The 22,665-nt window shown below is 65.8% G+C and carries 16 protein-coding genes and 1 pseudogene; 4 read left to right on the top strand and 13 right to left on the bottom strand.

The window, feature by feature from the left end; genetic code table 11:
- Window positions 1–273: 273 nt before the first annotated feature.
- From WDB66_RS14885 to gyrA, 3 genes and pseudogenes are all read right to left on the bottom strand, one after another.
- Window positions 274–2,499, bottom strand: a pseudogene (locus WDB66_RS14885) (protein kinase domain-containing protein); the annotation flags it as partial.
- A 129-nt stretch (window positions 2,500–2,628) separates the two neighbouring features.
- Window positions 2,629–3,207: an ECF-type sigma factor gene (locus WDB66_RS14880; protein ID WP_339399384.1), complete on the bottom strand. Its 579-nt coding sequence runs from the start codon at window positions 3,205–3,207 to the stop codon at window positions 2,629–2,631.
- Window positions 3,208–3,273: 66 nt separating this feature from the next.
- Window positions 3,274–6,045 carry a DNA gyrase subunit A gene (gene gyrA, locus WDB66_RS14875; RefSeq protein WP_339399383.1) on the bottom strand — a complete coding sequence of 924 codons (2,772 nt, stop codon included), beginning with the start codon at window positions 6,043–6,045 and terminating at the stop codon, window positions 3,274–3,276.
- Window positions 6,046–6,451: 406 nt separating this feature from the next.
- On the opposite strand from gyrA, the gene WDB66_RS14870 reads away from it, so the two are divergent.
- Window positions 6,452–7,534, top strand: a complete 1,083-nt coding sequence (locus WDB66_RS14870) for an AI-2E family transporter (protein ID WP_339399382.1) — start codon at window positions 6,452–6,454, stop codon at window positions 7,532–7,534.
- Between the two features lie 358 nt (window positions 7,535–7,892).
- Here WDB66_RS14870 and WDB66_RS14865 read toward each other — a convergent pair whose 3' ends face one another.
- The 7 genes from WDB66_RS14865 to hrcA all read right to left on the bottom strand — a co-directional run bounded on the left by WDB66_RS14865 (window position 7,893) and on the right by hrcA (window position 15,678).
- On the bottom strand, window positions 7,893–8,285 hold the full coding sequence (locus WDB66_RS14865) for a GtrA family protein (protein ID WP_339399381.1): 393 nt from the start codon (window positions 8,283–8,285) through the stop codon (window positions 7,893–7,895).
- 5 nt (window positions 8,286–8,290) lie between these two features.
- A complete protein-coding gene (gene mtnA, locus WDB66_RS14860; protein WP_489670880.1) occupies window positions 8,291–9,343 on the bottom strand; it encodes an S-methyl-5-thioribose-1-phosphate isomerase in 1,053 nt (350 codons plus the stop codon).
- Between the two features lie 369 nt (window positions 9,344–9,712).
- The gene (gene dapB, locus WDB66_RS14855; RefSeq protein ID WP_339399380.1) at window positions 9,713–10,417 is read right to left on the bottom strand and encodes a 4-hydroxy-tetrahydrodipicolinate reductase; all 705 of its coding nucleotides are present in this window, start codon (window positions 10,415–10,417) and stop codon (window positions 9,713–9,715) included.
- A gap of 220 nt (window positions 10,418–10,637) precedes the next feature.
- Window positions 10,638–11,759 carry a molecular chaperone DnaJ gene (gene dnaJ / locus WDB66_RS14850; RefSeq protein WP_339399379.1) on the bottom strand — a complete coding sequence of 374 codons (1,122 nt, stop codon included), beginning with the start codon at window positions 11,757–11,759 and terminating at the stop codon, window positions 10,638–10,640.
- 201 nt (window positions 11,760–11,960) lie between these two features.
- Window positions 11,961–13,871: a molecular chaperone DnaK gene (dnaK, locus tag WDB66_RS14845; protein ID WP_339399378.1), complete on the bottom strand. Its 1,911-nt coding sequence runs from the start codon at window positions 13,869–13,871 to the stop codon at window positions 11,961–11,963.
- Window positions 13,872–14,002: 131 nt separating this feature from the next.
- Window positions 14,003–14,509 (bottom strand): nucleotide exchange factor GrpE, encoded by a 507-nt coding sequence (gene grpE, locus WDB66_RS14840; RefSeq protein ID WP_339399377.1) that lies wholly within the window; start codon window positions 14,507–14,509, stop codon window positions 14,003–14,005.
- 113 nt (window positions 14,510–14,622) lie between these two features.
- Window positions 14,623–15,678 (bottom strand): heat-inducible transcriptional repressor HrcA, encoded by a 1,056-nt coding sequence (hrcA, locus tag WDB66_RS14835; RefSeq protein WP_339399386.1) that lies wholly within the window; start codon window positions 15,676–15,678, stop codon window positions 14,623–14,625.
- A 124-nt stretch (window positions 15,679–15,802) separates the two neighbouring features.
- Here hrcA and recN point away from each other — a divergent pair, with 124 nt between their 5' ends.
- Window positions 15,803–17,476: a DNA repair protein RecN gene (recN, locus tag WDB66_RS14830; protein ID WP_339399376.1), complete on the top strand. Its 1,674-nt coding sequence runs from the start codon at window positions 15,803–15,805 to the stop codon at window positions 17,474–17,476.
- A 311-nt stretch (window positions 17,477–17,787) separates the two neighbouring features.
- On the opposite strand, the gene WDB66_RS14825 is transcribed toward recN, so the two are convergent.
- Window positions 17,788–18,222 carry an HIT domain-containing protein gene (locus WDB66_RS14825; protein ID WP_339399375.1) on the bottom strand — a complete coding sequence of 145 codons (435 nt, stop codon included), beginning with the start codon at window positions 18,220–18,222 and terminating at the stop codon, window positions 17,788–17,790.
- Window positions 18,219–18,881 (bottom strand): dienelactone hydrolase family protein, encoded by a 663-nt coding sequence (locus tag WDB66_RS14820; RefSeq protein ID WP_339399374.1) that lies wholly within the window; start codon window positions 18,879–18,881, stop codon window positions 18,219–18,221. The genes WDB66_RS14825 and WDB66_RS14820 overlap by 4 nt, the downstream gene beginning before the upstream one ends.
- A 151-nt stretch (window positions 18,882–19,032) precedes the next feature.
- Between WDB66_RS14820 and rimO the strand changes: the two genes are divergently transcribed.
- Together rimO and WDB66_RS14810 are read left to right on the top strand one after the other, a co-directional pair.
- Window positions 19,033–20,391, top strand: a complete 1,359-nt coding sequence (rimO, locus tag WDB66_RS14815; protein ID WP_339399373.1) for a 30S ribosomal protein S12 methylthiotransferase RimO — start codon at window positions 19,033–19,035, stop codon at window positions 20,389–20,391.
- Between the two features lie 25 nt (window positions 20,392–20,416).
- Window positions 20,417–21,253 carry a DUF3025 domain-containing protein gene (locus tag WDB66_RS14810; RefSeq protein ID WP_339399372.1) on the top strand — a complete coding sequence of 279 codons (837 nt, stop codon included), beginning with the start codon at window positions 20,417–20,419 and terminating at the stop codon, window positions 21,251–21,253.
- Here the strand turns inward: WDB66_RS14810 and WDB66_RS14805 are convergent, their stop codons facing one another.
- Window positions 21,254–22,519, bottom strand: a complete 1,266-nt coding sequence (locus WDB66_RS14805; protein WP_339399371.1) for a PQQ-dependent sugar dehydrogenase — start codon at window positions 22,517–22,519, stop codon at window positions 21,254–21,256.
- Window positions 22,520–22,665: the final 146 nt, after the last annotated feature.

The raw sequence follows: 22,665 nt of genomic DNA, 5'->3' as shown, positions 1-22,665 counted from the left end.
AACGCCACCGCTTCCTCACCCCTTTCGAGGTATTCTTTCACCACTCACGCGTTGCACTTCGCGGTTGAATCCGCCCGCGCCCATGCGCGGGTGGTCAGCGTCCAGCACGCTGCGCAACAGGGTCTGGGCGGCCTCGATGTTTTCGCCGGCCTGCGCCAGCTCCGTGCGGCGGCAATGCCATTCACCCAGATGCAGCAGGCGCCGGGCCTGGCCAATCGCAAGACCGACCGGGTCCGGTGCCGAGTCCACCGGCGGGGCGATGTGTTCGATGGCTTCGTCCAGACGCCCGGCCAGCAGCAGGCTGCGTCCGAGGTTCTGGCGATACACCGGAAAGCGCGGCTGGCCGCTTTCGCCCGCCTGCTGCATGCGTTCCAGCAATTCCTGGAACAACGCGACCGAACGCGGATAGTTGCCGGTGGCTTCGTGCAGCGAGGCGACGTTGTTGAGCGTGAGCAGATAGGTCGGGGTGTCCTGCTCGCCGCGCGCGGCCAGGTGATCGAGGTTTTCCTGCATCAGCGCCAGCGCTTCCAGCAGCCGGCCCTGGGCGTGAATCGCGTCGGCCAGATTGTTGCGGGCGGAAATCACCCAGTCGCTGCCGGGGTCCAGGGTTTCAAGACGCAGGTGCAGGATCTGGCCGAACAGTTCTTCAGCCTGGGTGTTGTTGCCCAGGGTGCGGTGCGTATTGGCGAGAAAACTCAGCGCATTGCCGATGGCCGGGTCGCCCTCGGGCAGCAGCCGGCGTTCGATTTCCAGTGCCTGCATGGCCGGTGCGATCGCGCGCTGTGGCTCGGCACTCATACGGTGGGCTTCGGACAGCACCTGCAACGCGGCCGAAGTGCTGCGACCGCGCCCACCATCCACCTCGCGCGCCAGTTCCACCGCGGTCTGCGCGTGCTGCAGGCCGGTTTCGCCTTCGCCCTGCCCCAGCCAGGCCATCGCCAGCCCGGCCTGCACTTCCGCGCGCTGGGTCAGCTCGCCGGCACCGGCATCGATCAATGCCAGCGCCTGGTTGTAGGCATCGATTGCCTGCTGCGGGCGTTCGGCCAGGACTTCACGGTCGCCGATGGCGATCAACAGCGGGAGGCGGCGTGCTTCGGCGCCCTCACCCTGTTCCAGCGCCAATGCCGCATGCAGGCTTTCCAGCGCCTGTTCGGTACGGCCCAGTTCGGCGTCGATCCGCGCCAGCACCGCGTGCATCCGGGCCCGCTGGCGGGGTTGATCGGTCAGGCGCTGCTGCAGGCGCTCGCGGCCACGGTCGATCAGGTCGGCCGGCAGCAGCGCCTGATTGCCGGCGCGTTCGGGCGAGGCTTCCTCGAACAACGACACCAGATAGTCCACTACGCCCTCGGTCGTGGCAGCATGTTCCAACGCCAGCGCTTCGGCCTGACGGGCCCGGTTGCGCTCGTGCACCAGACCCACGGTGAAAGCAGCCAAGGCAAGCCCGACCAGCACCGCGGCCGCAACCGGCACACGGTGACGGCGCAGGAAGGTGCGCAACAGGTAGCCGGGGCGCGCCGGCGCGGCCAACAGCGGTTGATGCTGGAAATAGCGCTCGATGTCCTGCATCAGGGCTTCGGCCGAGGCATAGCGCCGCGCTGGATCGATCGCGCAGGCCTGCTGCACGATGGCGTCCAGTTCTCGCAAGCGGCGCTTCGGCAGGCCGTCCAGGCCGCGCTGGCTGGGCGGTAGAACTTCGCCATCCGGGCCGGGCGCACGATGCTCGCCGCTCAGCACTTCGGCCATCAATTGCCCGAGTGAATAGATGTCCGCAGCGGTCCCCACCGCCTCGCCACGGCGTTGCTCGGGGCTGGCATAGCCGGGTGTGAACCAGGCGCGTGCGGTCTTCGGATGCGGTTGTTCGGCATCATCGAGCAGGCGTGCAATGCCGAAATCCAGCAGCACCGGCGTGGCATCAGCGCGTACCAGCACATTGGCCGGTTTCAGATCGCGGTGCACGACCAGCTGCCGGTGGGCGGCGTGCAGCGCGCGTGCCAGTTGCTGGATCAGGCGCAGGCGCAGCTCCAGCGATTTGTCACGCACAAAGGTGGTGATCGGCACCCCTTCGACATGCTCCATCACCAGATAGGGCTGGCCAGCATCGGTCAGGCCACCGTCGAGCAGGCGCGCGATGTTGGGGTGGTGCAGGCCGGCGAGGATCTGGCGCTCACGCTGCATGTCGCGCGCGCCTTCGCGGGTCGGGATGCCGGACAGGAACTTGATCGCAACCCGGCCCTGCCAGGCGCCATCGGCGCGTTCGGCCAGAAACACGGTGCCCATGCCGCCGGCCCCCAGTTCCTCCAGCAGTTGCCACGGACCGACGCGCTGTCCGGCCGCCGGCAACGGCCCGGCGCCTTGCGCGGCGGCGCGTTGCAGCAGGCTTTCAAACGCGTTGCCGGTGTGCTGTTCGTCGGCCGCCAGCAGGCGCAGCACATCGCGGCGCAAGTCTTCGTCGCCAGTCTGGGCTTCGATGAAGGCGCGGCGCTGGTCCGGTGCCAGCATCACGGCCTGTTCAAACAATGCCTGCATCCGCAGCCAGCGTTGTTGCTCCATCGTGCGCTGTTCCGTTCCGAGACGCCTGCCCGGTTTTCCCCCTGCGGCACAGCATACCGGCCTGCACCGCGACAGGTGTCAGGAATCGTCGGTCAGATAGTGCTGCAACCAGGCCCGCGCCAGGCGCAGGTCGCGTTCCACGGTGGACACCGAAACGCTCACCAGCGCGGCGATTTCGCTGTGTTCCAGCCCGAGCAGATAGCGCATCTGCGCCACTTCAGCCTTGCGCGGGTCCAACTCATTGAGGGCGTCCAGCGCCTCGACCACGGCTTCACCAGGATGCTCGGCGGTGGCCACATCTTCTGCTGCGGACAGGGTCAGGTGGACGCCACCACCGCCGCGTTTTTCACTGTGGCGCTGGCGCGCGGTATCGATCAGGATCTGGCGCATGGCCTGGATCGCGGCATTGTAGAAATGGCGGCGGTTTTCCCAGCCGCTGTCGCTGCCCAGCAGACGCAGGAAGAGTTCATGCGCCAGATCGGTGGGCCGCAGTGTCAGCGCACGCGGCCCGGACTGGCGGCCCAGCTCACGCGCCGCGAGACGACGCACCTGGTCGTACACCAGCGACATGACCTCGTCGCGCGCGGCGATATCACCATCGCTGCGCCAGGCATCGAGCAATCGTGTCAACTGCGGGTCGGGTCGGGGATCGCTCACTGCCTGCTTCCTGGCATCGATCATCTGGCGCTGCCGGCCGCCCCTGTACGGCCGGCAGCCGTTGCGTCAGTCGCTGTCCGCCGGTGTTGCACCGGCAGCATCGCCATCGGGCGCGGTGTCCTGCGCAGCGTCGGACCCGGTGCTCGCGGTTTCGCCTTCGATAGCGGCGACAGCGCCAGTGCCGTTGTCCGGATCGTCGCCGTTGTCATCGTCGATCGAGGCGTCCACCGCCACCACGCCGACCAGCTGTTCGCCTTCGCCCAGACGGATCAGCGTGACACCCTGGGTATTGCGGCTGACGCAGGAGATTTCGCTGGCGCGGGTGCGCACCAGGGTGCCGGAATCAGAAATCAGCAGCACCTCGTCACTGGAATCGACCATCACCGCGCCGACCAGTGGACCATTGCGCTCGGTGGTCTGGATGCCGATCACGCCCTGCGTGCCACGGCCCTTGCGCGGGTAATCGGCCAGCGGCGTGCGCTTGCCGTAGCCATTGAGCGTGGCGGTCAGGATGGTCGGCACATCGTTGCCGGCATCGCTGACGATCTGAGCCTCGTCAGCCGCAAGCTCCACGATGTCCTCGGCCTCGTCCTCACCTTCATGTTCCGCGCCGTTGGCCGATTCGGCCACGATTAGGCTGACCACACGCTCGCCTTCGGCCAGGCGGATGCCGCGCACGCCGGTCGCGGTACGGCCCATCGAGCGCACCGCGTTCTCGTCGAAACGCACGGTCTTGCCGTTGCTGGCGAACAGCAGGATGTCCTGACCGCCATCGGTGAGTTGCGCATCGACCAGCGCATCGCCCTCATCCAGATTGATCGCGATCTTGCCGCGCGCCAGCTTGTAGGCGTACTCGGTCAGCGGCGTCTTCTTCACGGTTCCGTTCTGCGTGGCGAAGAACACGTAGCGGTCGGCCGCGTATTCACGCACCGGCAGCACCGCCTGGATGCGCTCGCCGTCCTCCAGCGCGACGAAATTGACGATCGGACGCCCGCGCGCATTGGAACCGGCTTCGGGCAACTGGAAGACCGGCAGCCAGAACACCCGGCCGTTGCTGGTGAAGGTCAGCAGCGTGTCGTGCGTGTTGGCGATCCACAGCTGTTCGATGAAATCCTCGTCCTTCGTTGCAGCAGCCGAACGCCCGCGGCCGCCGCGGCGCTGGGCGCGGTAGGCGCTGACCGGCTGGCGCTTCACATAGCCGGTGTGGCTGAGCGTGACGACCATGTCCTCGGGCGCGATCAGGTCGAGGATGTCGAGGTCTTCCTCGCTCTGGCGGATCTCGCTGCGGCGCTCGTCGCCGTATTCTTCCTTGAGGTTGCGCAGTTCGGTGCGGATCACATCGAGCAGCACGTCGGGGTTTTCCAGAATCTCGATCAGGCCACGGATGGTGTCCAGCAGCGCGCGGTATTCGTCGGTGAGCTTTTCCTGTTCCAGCCCGGTCAGGCGGTGCAGGCGCATTTCCAGGATCTGCTGGGCTTGGACTTCGGTCAGCTGATAGCCAGAAGCCAGCAGGCCGACGCCTTCAGGCAGGTCTTCCGGCTTGGAAGCCTCGGCCCCGGCGGCCGACAGCAGCGACCCGACCAGTCCCGGCTGCCAAGTGCGCGCCAGCATGCGCTCCTTGGCCATCTGCGGGTTCTCCGAGGTCTTGATCAGCTCGATCATCTCGTCGATGTTGGCCAGCGCGACGGTCAGGCCTTCGAGGATGTGGGCGCGATTGCGGGCCTTGCGCAGTTCGAAGATGGTGCGGCGGGTGACGACTTCCCGCCGGTGGCGGATGAAGGCTTCGAGGATCTGCTTGAGGTTCAGCAGTCGCGGCCGGCCATCGACCAGCGCCACCATGTTGATGCCGAACACCGACTCCATCGGTGTCTGCGAATACAGGTTGTTGAGCACCACATCGGCGGCGTCGCCACGCTTGATCTCGATGTAGATGCGCATGCCGTCCTTGTCGGACTCGTCGCGCAGCTCGGAAATGCCTTCCAGCTTCTTTTCCTTGACCAGCTCAGCGATCTTTTCGATCAGCTTGGCCTTGTTCACCTGGTAAGGAATCTCGGTGACGATGATCGACTCGCGCCCGGTCTTGGCGTCGACCTCGATCTCGGCCTTGGCCCGCATCCGCACCCGGCCACGGCCGGTGTGGTACGCGGCGTGCACGCCGGCGGTGCCGTTGATGATGCCCGCGGTCGGGAAGTCCGGACCCGGCACATGCTCCATCAGATCGGAAATGGACGCTTCGGGGTTGTCGATCAACGCCAGCGTGGCGTTGATCACTTCAGTGAGGTTGTGCGGCGGGATATTGGTCGCCATGCCAACCGCGATGCCGGCCGAGCCGTTGATCAGCAGGTTCGGCGCGCGCGCCGGCAGCACCGTGGGTTCCAGTTCCTTTTCGTCGTAGTTTGGCTGGAAATCGACGGTTTCCTTGTCCAGATCGGCCAGCAGCTCATGCGTCAGGCGCGACATGCGGGCCTCGGTGTAACGCATCGCCGCCGCCGAGTCGCCGTCAACCGAGCCGAAGTTGCCCTGCCCGTCGACCAGCATGTAGCGCAGCGAGAACGGCTGCGCCATTCGCACCAGGGTGTCGTAGACCGACTGGTCGCCATGCGGGTGGTACTTGCCGATCACGTCACCGACGATGCGCGCCGATTTGTAGTACGGCTTGTTGGCATGCGCGCCCAGTTCGCTCATCGCGAACAGCACGCGACGGTGCACCGGCTTCAGGCCGTCGCGGACATCCGGCAGCGCGCGCCCGACGATCACGCTCATGGCGTAATCCAGATAGCTGCGACGCATCTCGTCTTCGAGATTGACCGGGATGATTTCCTGCTCGAGATCGGACATTTTTTTCCTGACTTATCCGTAAGATACGACGGCTGGCCGCAGGGATTGACGGCCGGCCGGGAGGCCCTCGGAAAACACCCGGGGCAAGCTCGTGATTCTACCATGGGCAGAACCACTGGCCGGCTGTCCTGCTGTTTGACAATCGACCGCCCCGACCGCACACACGCGGGGCGGGGCAGCCAGGTCAATCACGCCGCCCATGGCAGCAGGAGCTGGTCTCGCTTCGACCAACGGTGCGCGTGTACCGCAAATACGGTAACCCCGCAAAGCTCCCGTCATTCGCTTGAATCTGCGCCTCACACGCCTTCATCCGCCCCCACATCGCGGCATCGGTTCAGCACGGCCCCACGTTTGCCCCGGTTTCAATGCAATACTCCCCGCCGCACCCTCTTCCGCTCCGGCCCCGATGAGTTCGATCCGACTGCAACGCAAGGTGTTCCTGTTCCTGCTGGTGGCAGTGACACTGGCGTTCGGGTGGATCCTGTGGCCGTTCTACGGCGCGCTGTTCTGGAGCGTGATCCTGGCGATGCTGTTCGCGCCGCTGCACCGCCGGTTGCTGGCGCGGATGCCACGCCGTCGTAATGTGGCGGCGCTGGCGACGCTGGCGCTGTGTCTGCTGATCGCGATCCTTCCGATGGTGCTGATCGCGACCTCGCTGGTACGCGAGGCCGGCGCGCTGATCCAGCATGCACGCAGCGAAGAAGGCGGGTTCCACCAGTATTTCGAACAGGTGATGGGCGTGCTGCCGGGCTGGGCCAGCGACCTGCTCGGCCGCCTCGGGCTGGGCACGGTGTCCGAGCTTCAGGCCAAACTGTCGGCCGGCGCCGCGCAGGTCAGCCAGTTCATCGCGACCCAGGCGCTGAACGTGGGGCAAGGCACGGTGCACTTCTTCGTCAGCTTCGCGATCATGCTGTATCTGCTGTTCTTCCTGCTGCGTGATGGCGCGGCGCTGGCGCGGCGCATCCGCATCGCGATTCCGCTGGAGGAAACGCACAAGCGCGCATTGATCGAAAAGTTCACCACGGTGATCCGCGCCACGGTCAAGGGCAATATCGTCGTGGCCGTGGTGCAGGGCGCGCTGGGAGGGCTGATCTTCTGGATCCTCGGGGTGCAAGGCGTGGTGTTGTGGTCGGTGGTGATGGCCTTCCTGTCGCTGTTGCCGGCGGTCGGCACCTTCCTAGTTTGGGGCCCGGTGGCGATCTATTTCCTGGCCACCGGCTCGGCCGTGCAGGGCGTGGTGCTGATCGGCTACGGCGTATTCGTGATCGGCCTGATCGACAACATCCTGCGCCCGATCCTGGTCGGCAAGGACACCCGCATGCCGGACTACGTGGTTCTGATCTCGACCCTGGGCGGCATGTCACTGTTCGGCCTCAACGGCTTCGTCATCGGCCCGCTGATCGCCGCGCTGTTCATTTCGGCGTGGGATCTGGTTGCGTCTGCTCCAGCAATTGAAAAAGAGCACCTGCCCGCCAGCGAAGACGTTTAGACCGACAAGGTCTCCGGCCAGAGGAAACATGGTCCGAATCGAGGCCTCTGCGGAACTACCCGCCTGCCTGTTTGCCCTGCTCGGTTGAGATAGGGAAGGTCTGATCAAAGCCCCTCCGCTTCGCGCCCACCCCCCTCCGGGGCGTGGCTGAAGCAGTCTTTCACGATGTTGGTCAGTTCTTGACCACATATCGCCCGTTTCTCGTGTTTCCGGACAACCCCTACGCCCACTGTGGCCCCCTGGTGCAGATCGGCTGTCTGAAACTTGCAGGCAACGCGCTACCACCATCTGCCGCAGCGGTGTGGCTCCAATTGACCGGAACACGCCGAGTGCCGCAACGGCCCGAAAACCTCCAGCTTCACCTCTGCCCTGATCCAAACACCCAGAAACGCGAGCTGGCGTAGTTCACCAGCAGGCCAGCGATGGAACCTGCCGCCACGCCGATGACCGGCCAGGCGCGCACCAGATCGACACCGTGCACCAGCCACGCATAGAGCCCGTAATTGACAACGAAACCGCCACACATCGCCAGCAGATAGCGCCCGGCCTGTCCGGCCAGCCTGCGCTGCGCGCCGGCGACGAAGGTGTAGCGACGGTTGAACGCGAACGTGGTCGCCACCGCGCACAGGAACGACACCAGGCGCGAGACATAAGGCCCCTGCCCCAGGCCGTTGACCAGCAGCGACACCACGCCGGCATCGACAAGGAAGCCGAGCGTGCCGCCGATGCCGAACAGCAGGAACTGGCGCACCCGGCTCAGCCCGCGTCGGCCATCGCACGCAGGCCGGTATCAAAGGGCGCGTGCAACACGCCGCGTTCGGTCACGATGGCATCAATCAGTGCCGCCGGCGTCACATCGAACACCGGATTGAAGGCGCGGACGCCTTCGGCCACGGTGCGCTGGCCGCCGTAGCCGAGCAGTTCCGCCGGGTCGCGTTCCTCGATCTGGATATCGGCCCCGCTAGCGGTGGCCATATCGACCGTGGACCACGGCGCCACGACCATCAGCTTCAGCCCGAAATGCCGCGCCACGATGGCGAGCTGGCAGGTGCCGATCTTGTTGGCGACATCGCCGTTGGCGGTGATGCGGTCGGCGCCGACGATCACCCAATGCACCTGACCGGTGCCCATCAGGTGCGCGGCGGCGGCATCGGCGATGAGGGTGGCGTCAATGCCGTCCTGTTGCAGCTCCCACACCGTCAGGCGCGCGCCTTGCAGCCAGGGCCGGGTTTCAGTGGCGAACACCCGCGCGATCTTCTCCTGCGCGACGCCGGCGCGGATTACACCCAGCGCAGTGCCGAAACCAGCGGTGGCCAGCGAACCGGTATTGCAGTGGGTCAGCACGCCACTGCCTGGTTCGATCAATGCGGCACCGAGTTCGCCCATGTGACGGTTGGCGGCCAGGTCTTCGGATTCGATGGCCTTGGCTTCCGTCAGTAACCGCTCCTGCCAGTCGCTGCCGGCCTGCGCCAGCACGCCGCGCATCCGCGCCAGCGCCCAGGCCAGGTTCACCGCCGTCGGACGCGCGGCATTGAGGCGTTGCAGTACCGGTTCCAGCCGCTCGCGCGCGGTGTCGACCGGCACATCGCCCAGCTCCCGTGCCGCCAGCACCACGGCCCAGGCTGCCGCGATACCAATCGCCGGCGCGCCGCGCACCACCAGATCGAAGATCGCCTGCGCCACGTCGTCCGCCGTGCGGCAGGCGATGAAGTTCTGCTCGAACGGCAGCTTGCGCTGGTCCAGCAGTTCAAGCCGGTCATCGACGAAGGCCGCCGCGCGCACGCGGTCGTAACGGGAGTAATCGATCATGGGGTGCGTATCGTGCAATGGAATGAAAAGACGGGGCGCCACTTTATCAGCCGGACCGCGGTATGCCGCATTCGGGGAGCAGGTATCGCCGTGCTGTGGGAACGGGTTTGTTGCAGGAGCAGGCTTGCCCGTGATGACGCGGGTCCGGTGATGTCCGGATGCAGACGGAGCCGGGAGGACTGCTGCCGGTCGCGGGGTTTTCCGGAAATCGCGCCCCCCTTCGGGTGCACTCCTACAGTGGCGGTTCGGCTTCGCTGTCATAGGAGCACATCCGAAGCAGGCGTGATCTTTATCTACACCACCGTGGACTTTCCGCCCTTCAATCAAGGGCCAGCCCGCTGCCACAAAAGCGGGCGGGCCCGTTTTCAATCAGCACAGCAGTTCGATTACCGCGTAACGCCCAGCGTCACGACGGGCCAACACGGCGGCGCAATGCAGCGCACCGCGTGCGAAGATGTCGCGGTTGGTGGCGCGGTGGTTCAGCTCGATACGCTCGCCTGTGCCGGTGAACTGCACCAAGTGTTCGCCGACGATGTCGCCGGCGCGCAGGCTGGCGTAATTCGGCTCCGGGCCACCGCCTTCGAGCGCGGCCCGGCCCAATGCCAGCGCGGTGCCGGAGGGCGCGTCGAGTTTGTGGATGTGGTGCGATTCGACGATGTCGCGCTGCCAGTCCGGCAACATCTGCGCGGCGCGCCGTACCAGATCGGCCAACACCGCCACGCCAAGGCTGAAATTGGGCGCCCACAGCACCGGGATGTGTTCGGCGACGGCATTCAGACGTGCCATCTGCGCCGCATCCAGCCCGGTGGTGCCGCTGACGAACGCCGCGCCGCGTTCAACGCAACAGGCCAGGATGGAATCGAACGCATCCGGCAGGCTGAAATCCACACAGACATCAAAGGGCGGCAGCTCGCCCAACTGTGCCGCATTGAAACCGGGCACACCCTCGATCTGCGGCGCTTGCCGCCCTGCAATGGCAGCGGCCAGTTCAAGCTGGGAAAATTCGCCGGCCAGACGCAGCAGCGCCTGCCCCATGCGGCCGGAGGCGCCGTGGATCAGAAGACGTGAGGACATGGATTTCCGGAAAGAAGGCAGTCGGTTCGACCGGCATCATTGCAGCGCAGGCACCGGCATTTCTCAACTGCCGGATGTTCCGACGGCACTGCGCGACCAGCCGCGCGATATCGCGGAAAGACACGGAAGCGGGCCCGGCCAACCCGCAAATCTCGACTTTTGCACGCAAGGGAAAGGCAATCTTTCCCCTTGTTCCGACAACGCCGACGCGCAACTCGCGTCAGGACGTCATCCGCGACCAGAACGCCTTGACGCCATCCAGGAAGGTGCTGGAACGCGGCGAATGCGCGGCGGCCCGGTCGCCTTCGAAAGTGGCCTCGAACTGCTCCATGAGCTCGCGCTGACGCTTGGTCAGATTGATCGGAGTTTCAACCACCACGCGGCACATCAGATCACCCGGCGCATGGCTGCGAACCGATTTGACGCCCTTGCCGCGCAGCCGGAACAGCTTACCGGTCTGGGTTTCGGCCGGAATCTTGACCTGCACCGTGCCTTCCAGCGTGGGCACATCGATGTCGGCGCCGAGCGCGGCCTGCGACAGCCGGATTGGTAGCTCGCAATAAAGGTCATCGCCATCACGCTGGAAGATCGCGTGCTCGCGCACCCGCACTTCCACGTAGAGATCGCCCGGTTGGATGCCCGGCGGGCCGGCTTCACCTTCGCCGGCAAGGCGGATGCGATCGCCATTGTCGACGCCGGCGGGGATCTTCACCTGCAGCGTCTTTTCCTGCTCGATCTGGCCCTGACCATCGCAGGATTTGCAGGGATTGACCACATGGCGCCCGCTGCCGCCGCAGGCCGGACAGGCCTGCTGCACCGCGAAGATGCCCTGCTGCATCCGCACCCGGCCATGGCCACGGCAGGTGGGGCAAGTGTCGGTCTTGCCGTCTTCCGAACCGCTGCCCTTGCAGGGCCCGCAGTTGACCAGGGTCGGCACTTCGATGGTGCGCTCGGCACCGAATACGGCCTCTTCCAGGTCCAGCTCGATCACATAGCGCAGATCGGCACCACGCCGGGCCTGCTGGCGGCCACGCCCACCGCCGAAGATGTCGCCGAAGATATCCCCGAAGATGTCGCCGAAATCCGCACCTGCCGGGCCATGCCCGCCGCCCATGCCGGCTTCGAACGCGGCGTGGCCGTGCTGGTCGTAGGCGCGGCGCTTGGCCGGATCGGCCAGCACTTCGTAGGCTTCCTTGCAGTCCTTGAACGCGGCCTCGGCCTTGGCATCGCCGGGATTGCGGTCAGGGTGGTGCTTCATCGCACAGCGGCGATAGGCCTTTTTCAGCTCATCATCGCTGGCGTTGCGGGCAACGCCCAGAACTTCGTAGTAATCGCGTTTCATGGAAGCCGGGATTGGGGAATCGGGAATGGGGAATCGTTTGAAGCTTCCTCTCCCCTGCCAGCAGGGAAGAGCCCCGGACGTGATCCGGGGATTGGGGAAGGGGAAGATTTACACGGAAGTCTGTAAAAGCACTCGCGCCTGCGGCGCTCGCCCCTCACCCTGGCCCTCTCCCCCGCTAGCGGGGGAGAGGGATCGGTTGGCTTACTTGTTGTCGTCCTTGACCTCGGTGAACTCGGCATCGACCACATCGTCATTGCCGCCCGCCGCCTCATCCGGAGCCGGGCCTGCGGCGCTGGCATTGGCGGCCGCCAGCAGCGCTTGTGCGGCTTCCTCCAGCGCGCGGGTCTTGGCCTCGATCTGGTCCTTGTCCTCGCCCTTGAGCACGCCTTCCAGATCGGCCATCGCCGATTCGATGCGGCCGATCACATCGCCACCGACCTTGTCGCCATGCTCCTTGATCGCGGCACGGGTGGCGTGCAGCGCGGCGTCGGCGGTATTGCGGGCGCCGACGAGCGCCTGGAACTTCTGGTCCTCCTCGCGGTTGAGTTCGGCGTCGCGCACCATCTTCTGGATTTCCTCCTCGGACAGTCCGGAACCGGCCTTGATCTCGATGCGCTGTTCCTTGCCGGTCTTCTTGTCCTTGGCCGAGACATGCAGGATGCCGTTGGCGTCGATATCGAAGGTGACCTCGACCTGCGGCATGCCGCGCGGCGCCGGCTCGATACCGGCCAGATCGAACTTGGCCAGCGACTTGTTGTAACGGGCCTGCTCGCGCTCACCCTGCAGCACATGCACGGTGACGGCGGTCTGGTTGTCCTCGGCGGTGGAGAAGATCTGCGAAGCCTTGGTCGGAATCGTAGTGTTCTTCTCGATCAGCTTGGTGAACACACCGCCCATGGTCTCGATACCTAGCGACAGCGGCGTCACGTCCAGCAGCAACACGTCCTTGACGTCGCCCGCCAGCACACCGCCCTGCACCGCCGCACCGATCGCCACGGCCTCGTCCGGGTTCACATCCTTCTTCGGCTCCTTACCGAAGAACTCGGCCACGGCCTGCTGCACCTTCGGCATGCGGGTCTGGCCACCGACCAGGATCACGTCGTGCACGTCGGAAACGCGCAGACCGGCATCCTTCAGTGCGGTGCGGCACGGCTCGATGGTGCGCTTGACCAGGTCATCGACCAGGGCTTCGAGCTTGGCGCGGGTCAGCTTGATCGCCAAGTGCTTCGGGCCGGAGGCGTCGGCGGTGATGTATGGCAGGTTGACTTCGGTCTGCTGCGCGCTGGACAGCTCGATCTTGGCGCGTTCGGCGGCGTCCTTCAGGCGCTGCAGCGCGAGCGGATCCTTGCGCAGGTCCAGACCCTGATCCTTCTGGAACTCTTCCACCAGGTATTCGATGACCCGGTTGTCGAAGTCTTCACCGCCAAGGAAGGTGTCGCCGTTGGTGGCCAGCACCTCGAACTGCTTTTCACCGTCGATCTCGGCGATTTCGATGATCGACACGTCGAAGGTGCCGCCGCCCAGGTCGTACACCGCGACCTTGCGGTCGGCGCCGCCGGACTTGTCCAGACCATAGGCCAGCGCCGCGGCGGTGGGCTCGTTGATGATGCGCTTGACGTCCAGACCGGCGATGCGGCCGGCGTCCTTGGTCGCCTGGCGCTGGGAATCGTTGAAGTAGGCCGGCACCGTGATCACGGCTTCGCTGATGGTTTCGCCCAGAAAATCCTCGGCCGTCTTCTTCATCTTGGCCAGCACCTCAGCGGAGATCTGCTGCGGCGCCATGCGCTTTTCGTCGGCGGTCTGGACCCACGCGTCGCCGTTATCGTGAGCGACGATGCCGTACGGCACGTGGCCGATGTCCTTCTGTACCTCGGCGTCGGTGAACTTGCGCCCGATCAGGCGCTTGACGGCATAAAAGGTGTTCTTCGGATTGGTGACGGCCTGACGCTTGGCGGCGGCGCCGACCAGCACTTCGCCGTCCTTGGTGTACGCCACGACCGACGGTGTGGTGCGATCGCCTTCGGCGTTCTCGATGATGCGGGCCTTGCCGCCGTCCATCACCGCCACACAGCTGTTGGTGGTGCCCAGGTCGATACCGATGATCTTGCCCATGATGTTGCTTCCTCCAGGAAAAGTTTCGGTCTTGCGACCGGGTATGCTGCGGTATGTAAGGGTCAGGCGCTGCGCTTCAAGGGCTGGCGGGAAAATTTCCCGTCAATTGATGCGCCGCATACGGACCGGATTCATTCCGTGGCCACCACCACCAGCGCCGGACGCAGCAGGCGCTCGTTGAGCACGTAGCCCTTCTGGTAGACCTGCACCACGGTGCCGGGCGCCTGGTCTTCGGCCTGCACCATGCTCATGGCCTGATGGCGTTCGGGGTCGAAGGTGCTGCCGGCCGGATCGACCACGCTCAGGCCGCTGGCCTCGGCCACGCGCAGCAACTGGCGCAGCGTCAGCTCGACGCCTTCGCGCACCTTGTCCACGTCGCCGCTGGCGGACAGGCCGGCTTCCAGACTGTCGAACACCGGCAACAGGTCGGCCAGCAGTTTCTCGTTGGCGAAACGGCGCGCCTGTTCGGCATCGCGCACCAGACGCTTGCGCAGGTTTTCCAGCTCGGCGCGTTCGCGCAGCTGATCTTCGCGGGCCTGCGCCAGTTGCTGTTCGAGTTCTTCCACGCGCTGCGCCAGCTCATCGGATTCGGAGGGCTGTTCGGGCGGGAGTTCTTCGGTCTGGTTTTCTGATGTCATCGCTGGATTTCCAAAAATCGGCACCGGCACGGAACAGGCCGCGGCAGGTGCAGGTTGGGGTCGGCGGGGAAAACACGCGGAGCCCCGCCCCGCGCGCTGTTTCGTCGCCCTGCTTATTGGGCCTGGCTGGCGCGATTCAAGGCCGTGCCGAGCACATTCGCGGTGGCCTGCACCATCGGGATCACGCGGTCGTAGGCCATGCGGGTCGGGCCGATCACGCCCAGCACACCAAGCACACGGCCCTGCGCGCCATAGGGCGCGGTCACTACGCTGCACTGGCCCAGTGGCGCGACGCCACTTTCCTCGCCGATGAACAGGCGCACGCCGCTGGCGTTGGAACAGCCTTCCAGCAGCTGCAGCAGTTCTTTCTTGCGGGAAAAAGTCTCAAACAGTTCGCGCAGGCGTTCCAGATCGGACAGATCCTGCACCCCCATCAGCTGCGTCTGCCCGGCCAGCAGCATGTCGTCTTCGCGTGGCGGGGCGAACACCTCGCCGGTCATTTCCACCGCCAGTGCCAGCAACTGGTCCATCTGGTTGCGGGCTTCGCGCAACTCCGCCGCCAGGCGTTCACGGATATCCGGCAGCGGCAGGCCGGTGAAATGCTGATTCAGATAGTTGGCGGTCTGTTCCAGTTCGACCGGGGAATAGGCGCGGCGGGTGTGGACGATGCGGTTCTGCACCTCGTTGTCGGTGAACACCAGGATCACCAGCACGCGTTCTGGATCCAGCGCGACGAAATCGATATGGCGCAACGCGAACTGGTCGCGCCGCGGCACCGTCACCATGCCGACGAAATGGGTCATCGCCGACAGCATCTCCGAGACCTTGCTGATCAGCCCCTGGGTGCCGAGCTGCGGCGACAGGCGCTGGCCGAGCTGCTTCATCTGCTCCTCACCCAGCGGCTCGACCTGCAGCAGCCGGTCGACGAACAGGCGGTAGCCCTGCGCCGTCGGCACCCGGCCGGCCGAGGTGTGCGGCGTAGTCACCAGGCCGAGGTCTTCCAGATCGGCCATTACATTGCGGATTGTGGCCGGGGAAATATCCAGCCCGGCGCTCCGGGCCAGCGTGCGCGAGCCCACCGGCACGCCGTCGCGGATGTATTGCGCGATCAGGGCCTGGAGCAAATGGCGGGAGCGGGAGTCGAGCGGACTGTTCACGGACGCAATGATGGGAGGGTCTACGCTGGAATGTGGGGGCAACTGCGCGCCCGTGCAAGCGTTGGCGCCGACCATGCTGCATGATAGCGTGCGCCCGCCGCGCATTCGCCGGCCCTTCTTTCGATCATCCCTGCCCATGCTGGTTTCGCTTTACGTCAAGGACTTCGCTATCGCACGCGAAGTAGAACTCACGCCCTCACGCGGCCTGACCGTGGTCTCCGGCGAAACCGGCGCCGGAAAATCGCTGCTGGTGGACGCGCTGATGCTGCTGACCGGTGCGCGCGCCGATGCCGGCATGGTGCGCCATGGCGCCGAACGGGCCGAACTGATCGCGCATTTCGTACTGCCCGCCGATGCCGCCGCGCTGACCTGGCTGCGCGAACAGGAACTGGAACAGGACGGCGATTGCCAGCTGCGCCGCGTGATCCGCGCCGATGGCGGCTCGCGCGGCTGGATCAATGGCCGCCCCTCGACCATCAGCCAGCTGGCCGAACTGGGCGCCCTGCTGGTCGAGATCCACGGCCAGCACGAACACCAGGCCCTGCTCGACCGCCGCCACCAGCTCGCCCTGCTGGACGCCTTCGCCGAACACGGCCCGGCGCTGCCACAACTGCGCGAGGCCGCGCGCGACTGGCAACAGGCACGGCGTGGCATCGCCGAACTGGAACGCCAGGGCGACACCCGCGAACGCCGCCTGCTGCTCGAACACCAGTTGCAGGAACTGGCCGCCGAAGCCCTCGGTGCGGATGCCATCGAGAATCTGATCGCCGGCCACCGCCGCCTCAGCCACGCCAGCACCCTGATCGAAGGCTGCAACCAGATCGCCAACAACCTCGGCAACGATGATCCACACGCCCTGCCCGGCCTGCTGCGTCGGGTCCGGCATGATCTTGCCCGCCTGCTCGAACACGAGCCCGCGCTGGCCGAAGTCGACGGCCTGCTGGAAAGCGCACAGATCCAGATCGACGAAGCCACCAGCACGCTGGAACGGCTGCGCGATGATTTCGAACTGGATCCGGCACGCCTGGACGAACTGGAAGCGCGCCTGGGGCGGCTGCACGAACTGGCACGCAAGCACCGCGTGCCGCTGGAACAGCTGGCCGCGCGCCAGGCCGAACTGCAACAGGAACTGGATGGTCTGGGCGATGCCGATGCACGCCTGGAAACCCTGCTGAACCAGCGCGATGCGGCGTACAAGCGCTGGCAGAACCTGGCCCAACAGGTCGGCAAGGCACGCGCTGCCGCGGCCGAGCGTCTTTCCAGCCAGGTCAGCGTGCTGATGGACACGCTGGGCATGAACGGCGGACGCTTCATCGCCGAACTTCAACCGCTGGGCAGCGACGAGCCACACCCGGATGGCGCGCAGCGGGTCGAATTCCTTGTCAGCACCAATGCCGGACAACCGCCGCGAGTGCTGCGCAAGGTCGCCTCCGGAGGTGAACTGTCACGCATCAGCCTGGCGATCGAAGTGGCCGCAATGGGTCTGGACGCAGTCCCGACGATGGTGTTCGACGAAGTGGATACTGGCATCGGTGGCGCCGTGGCCGAAGTGGTCGGCCAGCAGCTGCGCCAGCTCGGGCGCGAACGCCAGGTGCTGTGCGTGACCCATCTGCCGCAGGTCGCCGCGCAAGGCCACCACCACCTGCGTGTCAGCAAGGCCGACGATGGCGACGGCACCCACAGCCAGGTCCAGTCGCTGGACACCAACGCCCGTGTGGACGAAATGGCGCGGATGCTGGGCGGCGTGGAAATCACCAAGGCCACGCTGGCGCACGCGCGACAGATGCTGGCGCACGCGCAGAACGACTGATCCGCGCCGTCCATTCCGCGCCTTCCGGCTCAACACAAAAAGCGGTACGGAACCAAGTTCTGACATCGCGCAGCGATGGCCCCGAAGGGGTTGCCGCCATGGACGGCGGCAACAAAGAACAGCAGGAGCACGTTCTTGACATCGCGCAGCGATGGCCCCGGAGGGGTTGCCGCCATGGACGGCGGCAACAAAAAACGACCACCTGCGCTGGCAGGCGGCCGCATATGCTTATCGATCAAGCATCAGAGGGGAGAGAGAGGCACCGTTGCCGACACCTGTGGTGCCCATTGTGCGGGCACGATGTCACGGATTTATGACAACTGTCGCCCAGCTGCAACAAACCCCTCGCGCAAGGTGTCCAGTTTCGCCGCCAGCTCCGGCGCGGCGTGGCGCTGTGGCGGCGCATGCCCCCAGACCGGAGCCGGCCAGGCCGGATCATCGGCATACCGTGCGATCACATGCACATGCAGCTGCTCGACCACATTGCCCAGCGCCCCGACATTGAGTTTGTCCGGCGTAAACAGCGCCTGCAACACGCGCGAGGCCAGCGCGATCTCATCGGTCAGTGTGTGCAGATCCGGCGTCGCAAGGTCGATCAGCTCGCGCAGCCCCGGCTGACGCGGCACCAGGATCAGCCAGGGCCAGCTGGCGTCGTCCATAAGCAGTACCCGGCTCAGCGCCAGATCACCCACCACATGGGTATCGCCGGCCAGACGCGGATGCAGAGCGAAGGTTTCAGTATTCACGGATGCAGGGCCTGTTCGAAAAAGCGCAGCGTACGCTGCAAGGCCAGTTGCGCGGCGCTTTCGTCGTAATCCTTGCGTTCCTCGCAATTGAAGCCGTGGCCGGCGTCGTAGACGAACACCTGGGCCTCCGGGAATGCCTCCCGGTGTGCCTCGACATCAGCCGGCGGAATGATGGGATCGTGTTCGCCGAAATGCAGCATCAGCGGTGCGCGCTGGCGCTCGTGCAGGAAGCCCATGCTGCGCCCGCCGTAATAGCCCACAGCCGGCAGCCCGAGCCGGGTATTGGCCAGCAGCGCCACGCTGCCGCCCCAGCAATAGCCGACCACGCCGGTTTTCCCGACACTCTCGGACAGTGCTCCGGCCGCCGCGTTGACCATTTCCAACGCACGCTCGAAACCCAGGTCCTGCACCAGCGCCAATCCACGCTGCACGCCGTCCTGGTCGTAGTCCAGTTCGATTCTCGGGCCGAACACATCGAACAGCGCCGGCGCGACGGCCACAAACCCGTGCGCGGCGAAACGCTCCACCAGCGCGCGGATGTGCCGATTGACGCCGAACACTTCCTGCACCACGACGATGCCGCCCTTGGGTGGAATCGCCGGATCCGCGCGCCAGGCGCCGATCAGGCCGGCTGGTGTATCCAGGGTCAGATGCTGCATGACAGACCTCCGTATGCCTGGCCGCAGGTATGCGGCCGTTTCAACGTCTTTTGATAACGCCTGGGGTCGGCCTGGGCAAGCGGCCGCGCCGCGGGCCGCGGCACAGCCAAGCCACCGTATAATGGCCGGCTTCCCCTGTTATCGGCACGCCATGTCAGCCAGCCAGCCCAAAGTCGGCTTTGTCAGTCTCGGATGTCCCAAGGCCTTGGTGGACTCCGAGCGCATCCTCACCCAGTTGCGGGTCGAGGGATACCAGATCGTCGGCACGTACGACGATGCCGATGTGGTGGTGGTCAACACCTGCGGTTTCATCGATTCGGCGGTCGAGGAATCACTGGACGCCATCGGCGAAGCTATGGCCGAAAACGGCAAGGTCATCGTCACCGGCTGCCTGGGCAAACGCGCCGAGGTGATCCGCGAAGCGCATCCGGACGTGCTGTCGATCAGCGGCCCGCAGGACTACGCCAGCGTCATGGGCGCGGTGCATCAAGCGCTGCCACCACAGCACGATCCGTTCGTGGACCTGGTGCCGGACTACGGCATCAAGCTGACCCCGAAGCACTATGCCTACCTGAAAATTTCCGAAGGCTGCAACCATCGTTGCAGCTTCTGCATCATCCCCTCGATGCGCGGCGACCTGGTCAGCCGGCCGGTCGACGAGGTGCTGCGCGAGGCCGAAAAACTGGTGCGCGGAGGGGTGCGAGAACTGCTCGTGGTATCGCAGGACACCAGCGCCTACGGTGTCGATGTGCGCTATGCCGAGCGCATGTGGCGCAATCGTTTCCACGCCACCCGGATGAAGGCGCTGTGCGAAGGGCTGGCCGAACTGGGCGTCTGGACGCGGCTGCACTACGTCTACCCCTATCCACACGTGGACGATGTGATCGAACTGATGACGCGCCGCCACGAGGACGGTACGCCACATCTGCTGCCCTATCTGGACATCCCGTTCCAGCACGCCAGTCCGCGCATCCTGAAGCTGATGAAGCGCCCCGGCGCGGTCGAAAAGACGCTGGAACGGGTGCAGAACTGGCGTCGCATCTGCCCGGACATCACCCTGCGCAGCACCTTCATCGTCGGCTTTCCGGGCGAAACCGAGGCCGAATTCGAAGAGCTGCTGGCTTTTCTCGAAGAAGCCCGCCTGGACCGTGTCGGCGCGTTCGCCTATTCGCCGGTGGAAGGCGCCGCCGCCAATGCCCTGCCCGATCCGGTACCCGAAGAGGTCAAGCAGGAACGGCTGGCGCGCTTCATGGCGTTGCAGGCGCAGATCAGTGAAGAGAACCTGGAACGCAAGGTCGGCAGCGTGCAGACGGTGCTGGTGGACGCCATCGACGGCGAACTGGCCTATGCGCGCTCGATGGCCGATGCACCGGAAATCGACGGCTGCGTGCAGATCCAGGATGGCCTTGAAGCCGGCCTGCAACCGGGCCAGTTCGCTCAGGTGCACATCCTGGGCAATGACGAACACGACCTCTATGGCCGGGTAAACCTGTCCGACGAGGACGACTGACGCCATCACGCGAAGCACCACTGTCATGGCACGCAGCCGCTTCATCGCACCGGCGCGCGGCGAGGTTCCGGAAGCGGTGTTCGCGCACCCGATCTTCGCCGGCTATGCGCGCCATCACGACCTGCTGCTGGCTGATGCATGGCCCGAACCGGCCATGCTCGACGCCCGGCTTGATGCGCACTCGGCGGCTGGCCGGCGCCTGCGCTTTTCCACCCAGGACGCGGCGCTGCTGCAGGACGGCCTGCACTACGAAACCCGCATCCACGATGCCGGCCTGATCGCCACCCGGGCCGGCAACTGGCACGACCTGCTCAATGCACTGGTCTGGTTCGAGCACGCGGCGCTCAAGTGCGCGCTGAACCTGCGCCAGGTGCGGGAAATCGCCGCCGTCGGGCCGCGCATGCGCAGCCGCGCGCAGTGCGCATTGACCCATTTCGACGAGGCCGGCGCGGTGGTTCTGCTTGAGCACGAGGACGACGTGAAAGCCTGGGACGCGCATGACTGGCCACGCTGGTTCGGCCAGCGCGAGGCTTTCGCGCAGGGCCGCATCCGGGTTCATGTCTTCGGCCATGCGCTGCTGGAACACGCACTGTGGCCGGGCCGCATGGCCACCGCCAAATGCCTGGTGCTGGCCGGCGGTGACACCACGCAATGGCAGTCGCATCTGGCCCGCACGATCCGCGATGGCCGCGTGCTGAACGACCCGCAGGAACTGCGCCCGCTGCCACTGGCCGGGCTGCCGGGCTGGAGCGACGCCCAGCACCAGCCCGGATTCTTCGACGGCGACATGTTCCGTCCGCTGCGATCGGGGCGCGTCTATCCCCGCCCGCTGCGCATCGAACCGGCTCAGCTGGCGCGCTGATCAGCGTGCCAAACCGATCCGCAGCAGGCGGCCATCGGTTTCCGACAGCACGTACACGAAACCATCCGGCCCCTGCCGCACATCGCGCACGCGCGGGCGCAGATCGGTCAGCAGACGCTCTTCGGCCACGATGCGGTCGCCGTCCAGTTCCAGCCGGATCAGATCGGCGCTGGCCAGCCCGCCGAGGAACAGGCTGTGGTTCCATTCGGGGAAGCGCTCGTGACGGTAGAACGCCATGCCGCTGAGGCCCGGCGAACGCTCGAAGTAGTAATGCGGCGGCTCGGTGCCGGGCGCCCAGGTGCCGACCGATTCGGGAATCGGCTGACCGGAATAATTGATGCCATACGTCGCCAGCGGCCAGCCGTAATTGGCACCGGCCTGCGGAATGTTCAGTTCGTCGCCGCCGCGCGGACCGTGCTCGCTGGTCCACAACGCACCGCTGTCCGGGTGCAGCGCGGCACCCTGCTGGTTGCGGTGGCCGTAAGACCAGATTTCCGCCCGCGCATCGTCGCGCCCGACGAAAGGATTGTCGTCGGGCACCGTGCCATCCGGGTACAGCCGCACCAGCTTGCCCTGCAGGTGATCCAGCAGCTGCGATGTCGGGCGCTGGTTGTTCTCGCCCAGTGCCAGGAACAGATAGCCGTCCCGGTCGAACACGATGCGAGAACCGAAATGTCCGCCCTTGGAAAGCCTTGGCATCTGCCGGAAGAGCACCTCCCAGCCCTCGATCCGGTCACCGATCAGACGCCCGCGCCCCAGCGTGGTGCCCGCCAGCCCGTCGTCGCCGGCCTCGGCATAGCTCAGATAGACCAGCGCGTCCTGTGCGAACTGCGGCGACAGCGCCACGTCCAGCAGACCGCCCTGCCCCTGCGCATGCACCTGCGGCACACCGGTAATGGGCGCAGACACCGCGCCATCGGCGCCGATGTAGCGCAACTGCCCGCCACGTTCGGTGACCAGCATCCGGCCATCGGGCAGAAAGGCCAGCGCCCACGGCACCTGCAACCCTTCGGCCACGACTTCGGCCTCGATCTTGGAAGCCTGCGCCGGTGCCGGTGCGCCATGCGCGGCACGCATGCCGGCAGCAGGTGACGTGCTTTCCGCCGGCGCCTGCGGCGAGCCGGATTCGGCTGAAGGCGCGGATACAGATTCGGCGGCAGCGGTCTGGGGCGACGTCTCCGTAGTGACCGGCGCAGCACGCTGGCAAGCCGTCGCCAACAGCAACGGCGCCAGCAGGACCGCTGAAAACAGGAATCGGGATCGCATCATCGTTCTCCGCAAACACTCAGCCACACATGATATGGCCTGGGCCTCTCCAGCCTTGTAGCAAACCTTGTAGCCCGTATATGGACTCCTCCTCTAGCGCAACCCCATCGGACGGGAAGATCACCGCGAACGTATATTCGGCTTCA

This window comes from Denitratimonas organivorans (genome assembly GCF_037478135.1).
In the GTDB taxonomy this organism is placed as follows: Bacteria; Pseudomonadota; Gammaproteobacteria; order Xanthomonadales; family Xanthomonadaceae; genus Denitratimonas.
The sequence above is the reverse complement of the archived record's forward strand: the minus strand, read 5'-3'. Positions and strand labels throughout refer to the sequence as shown.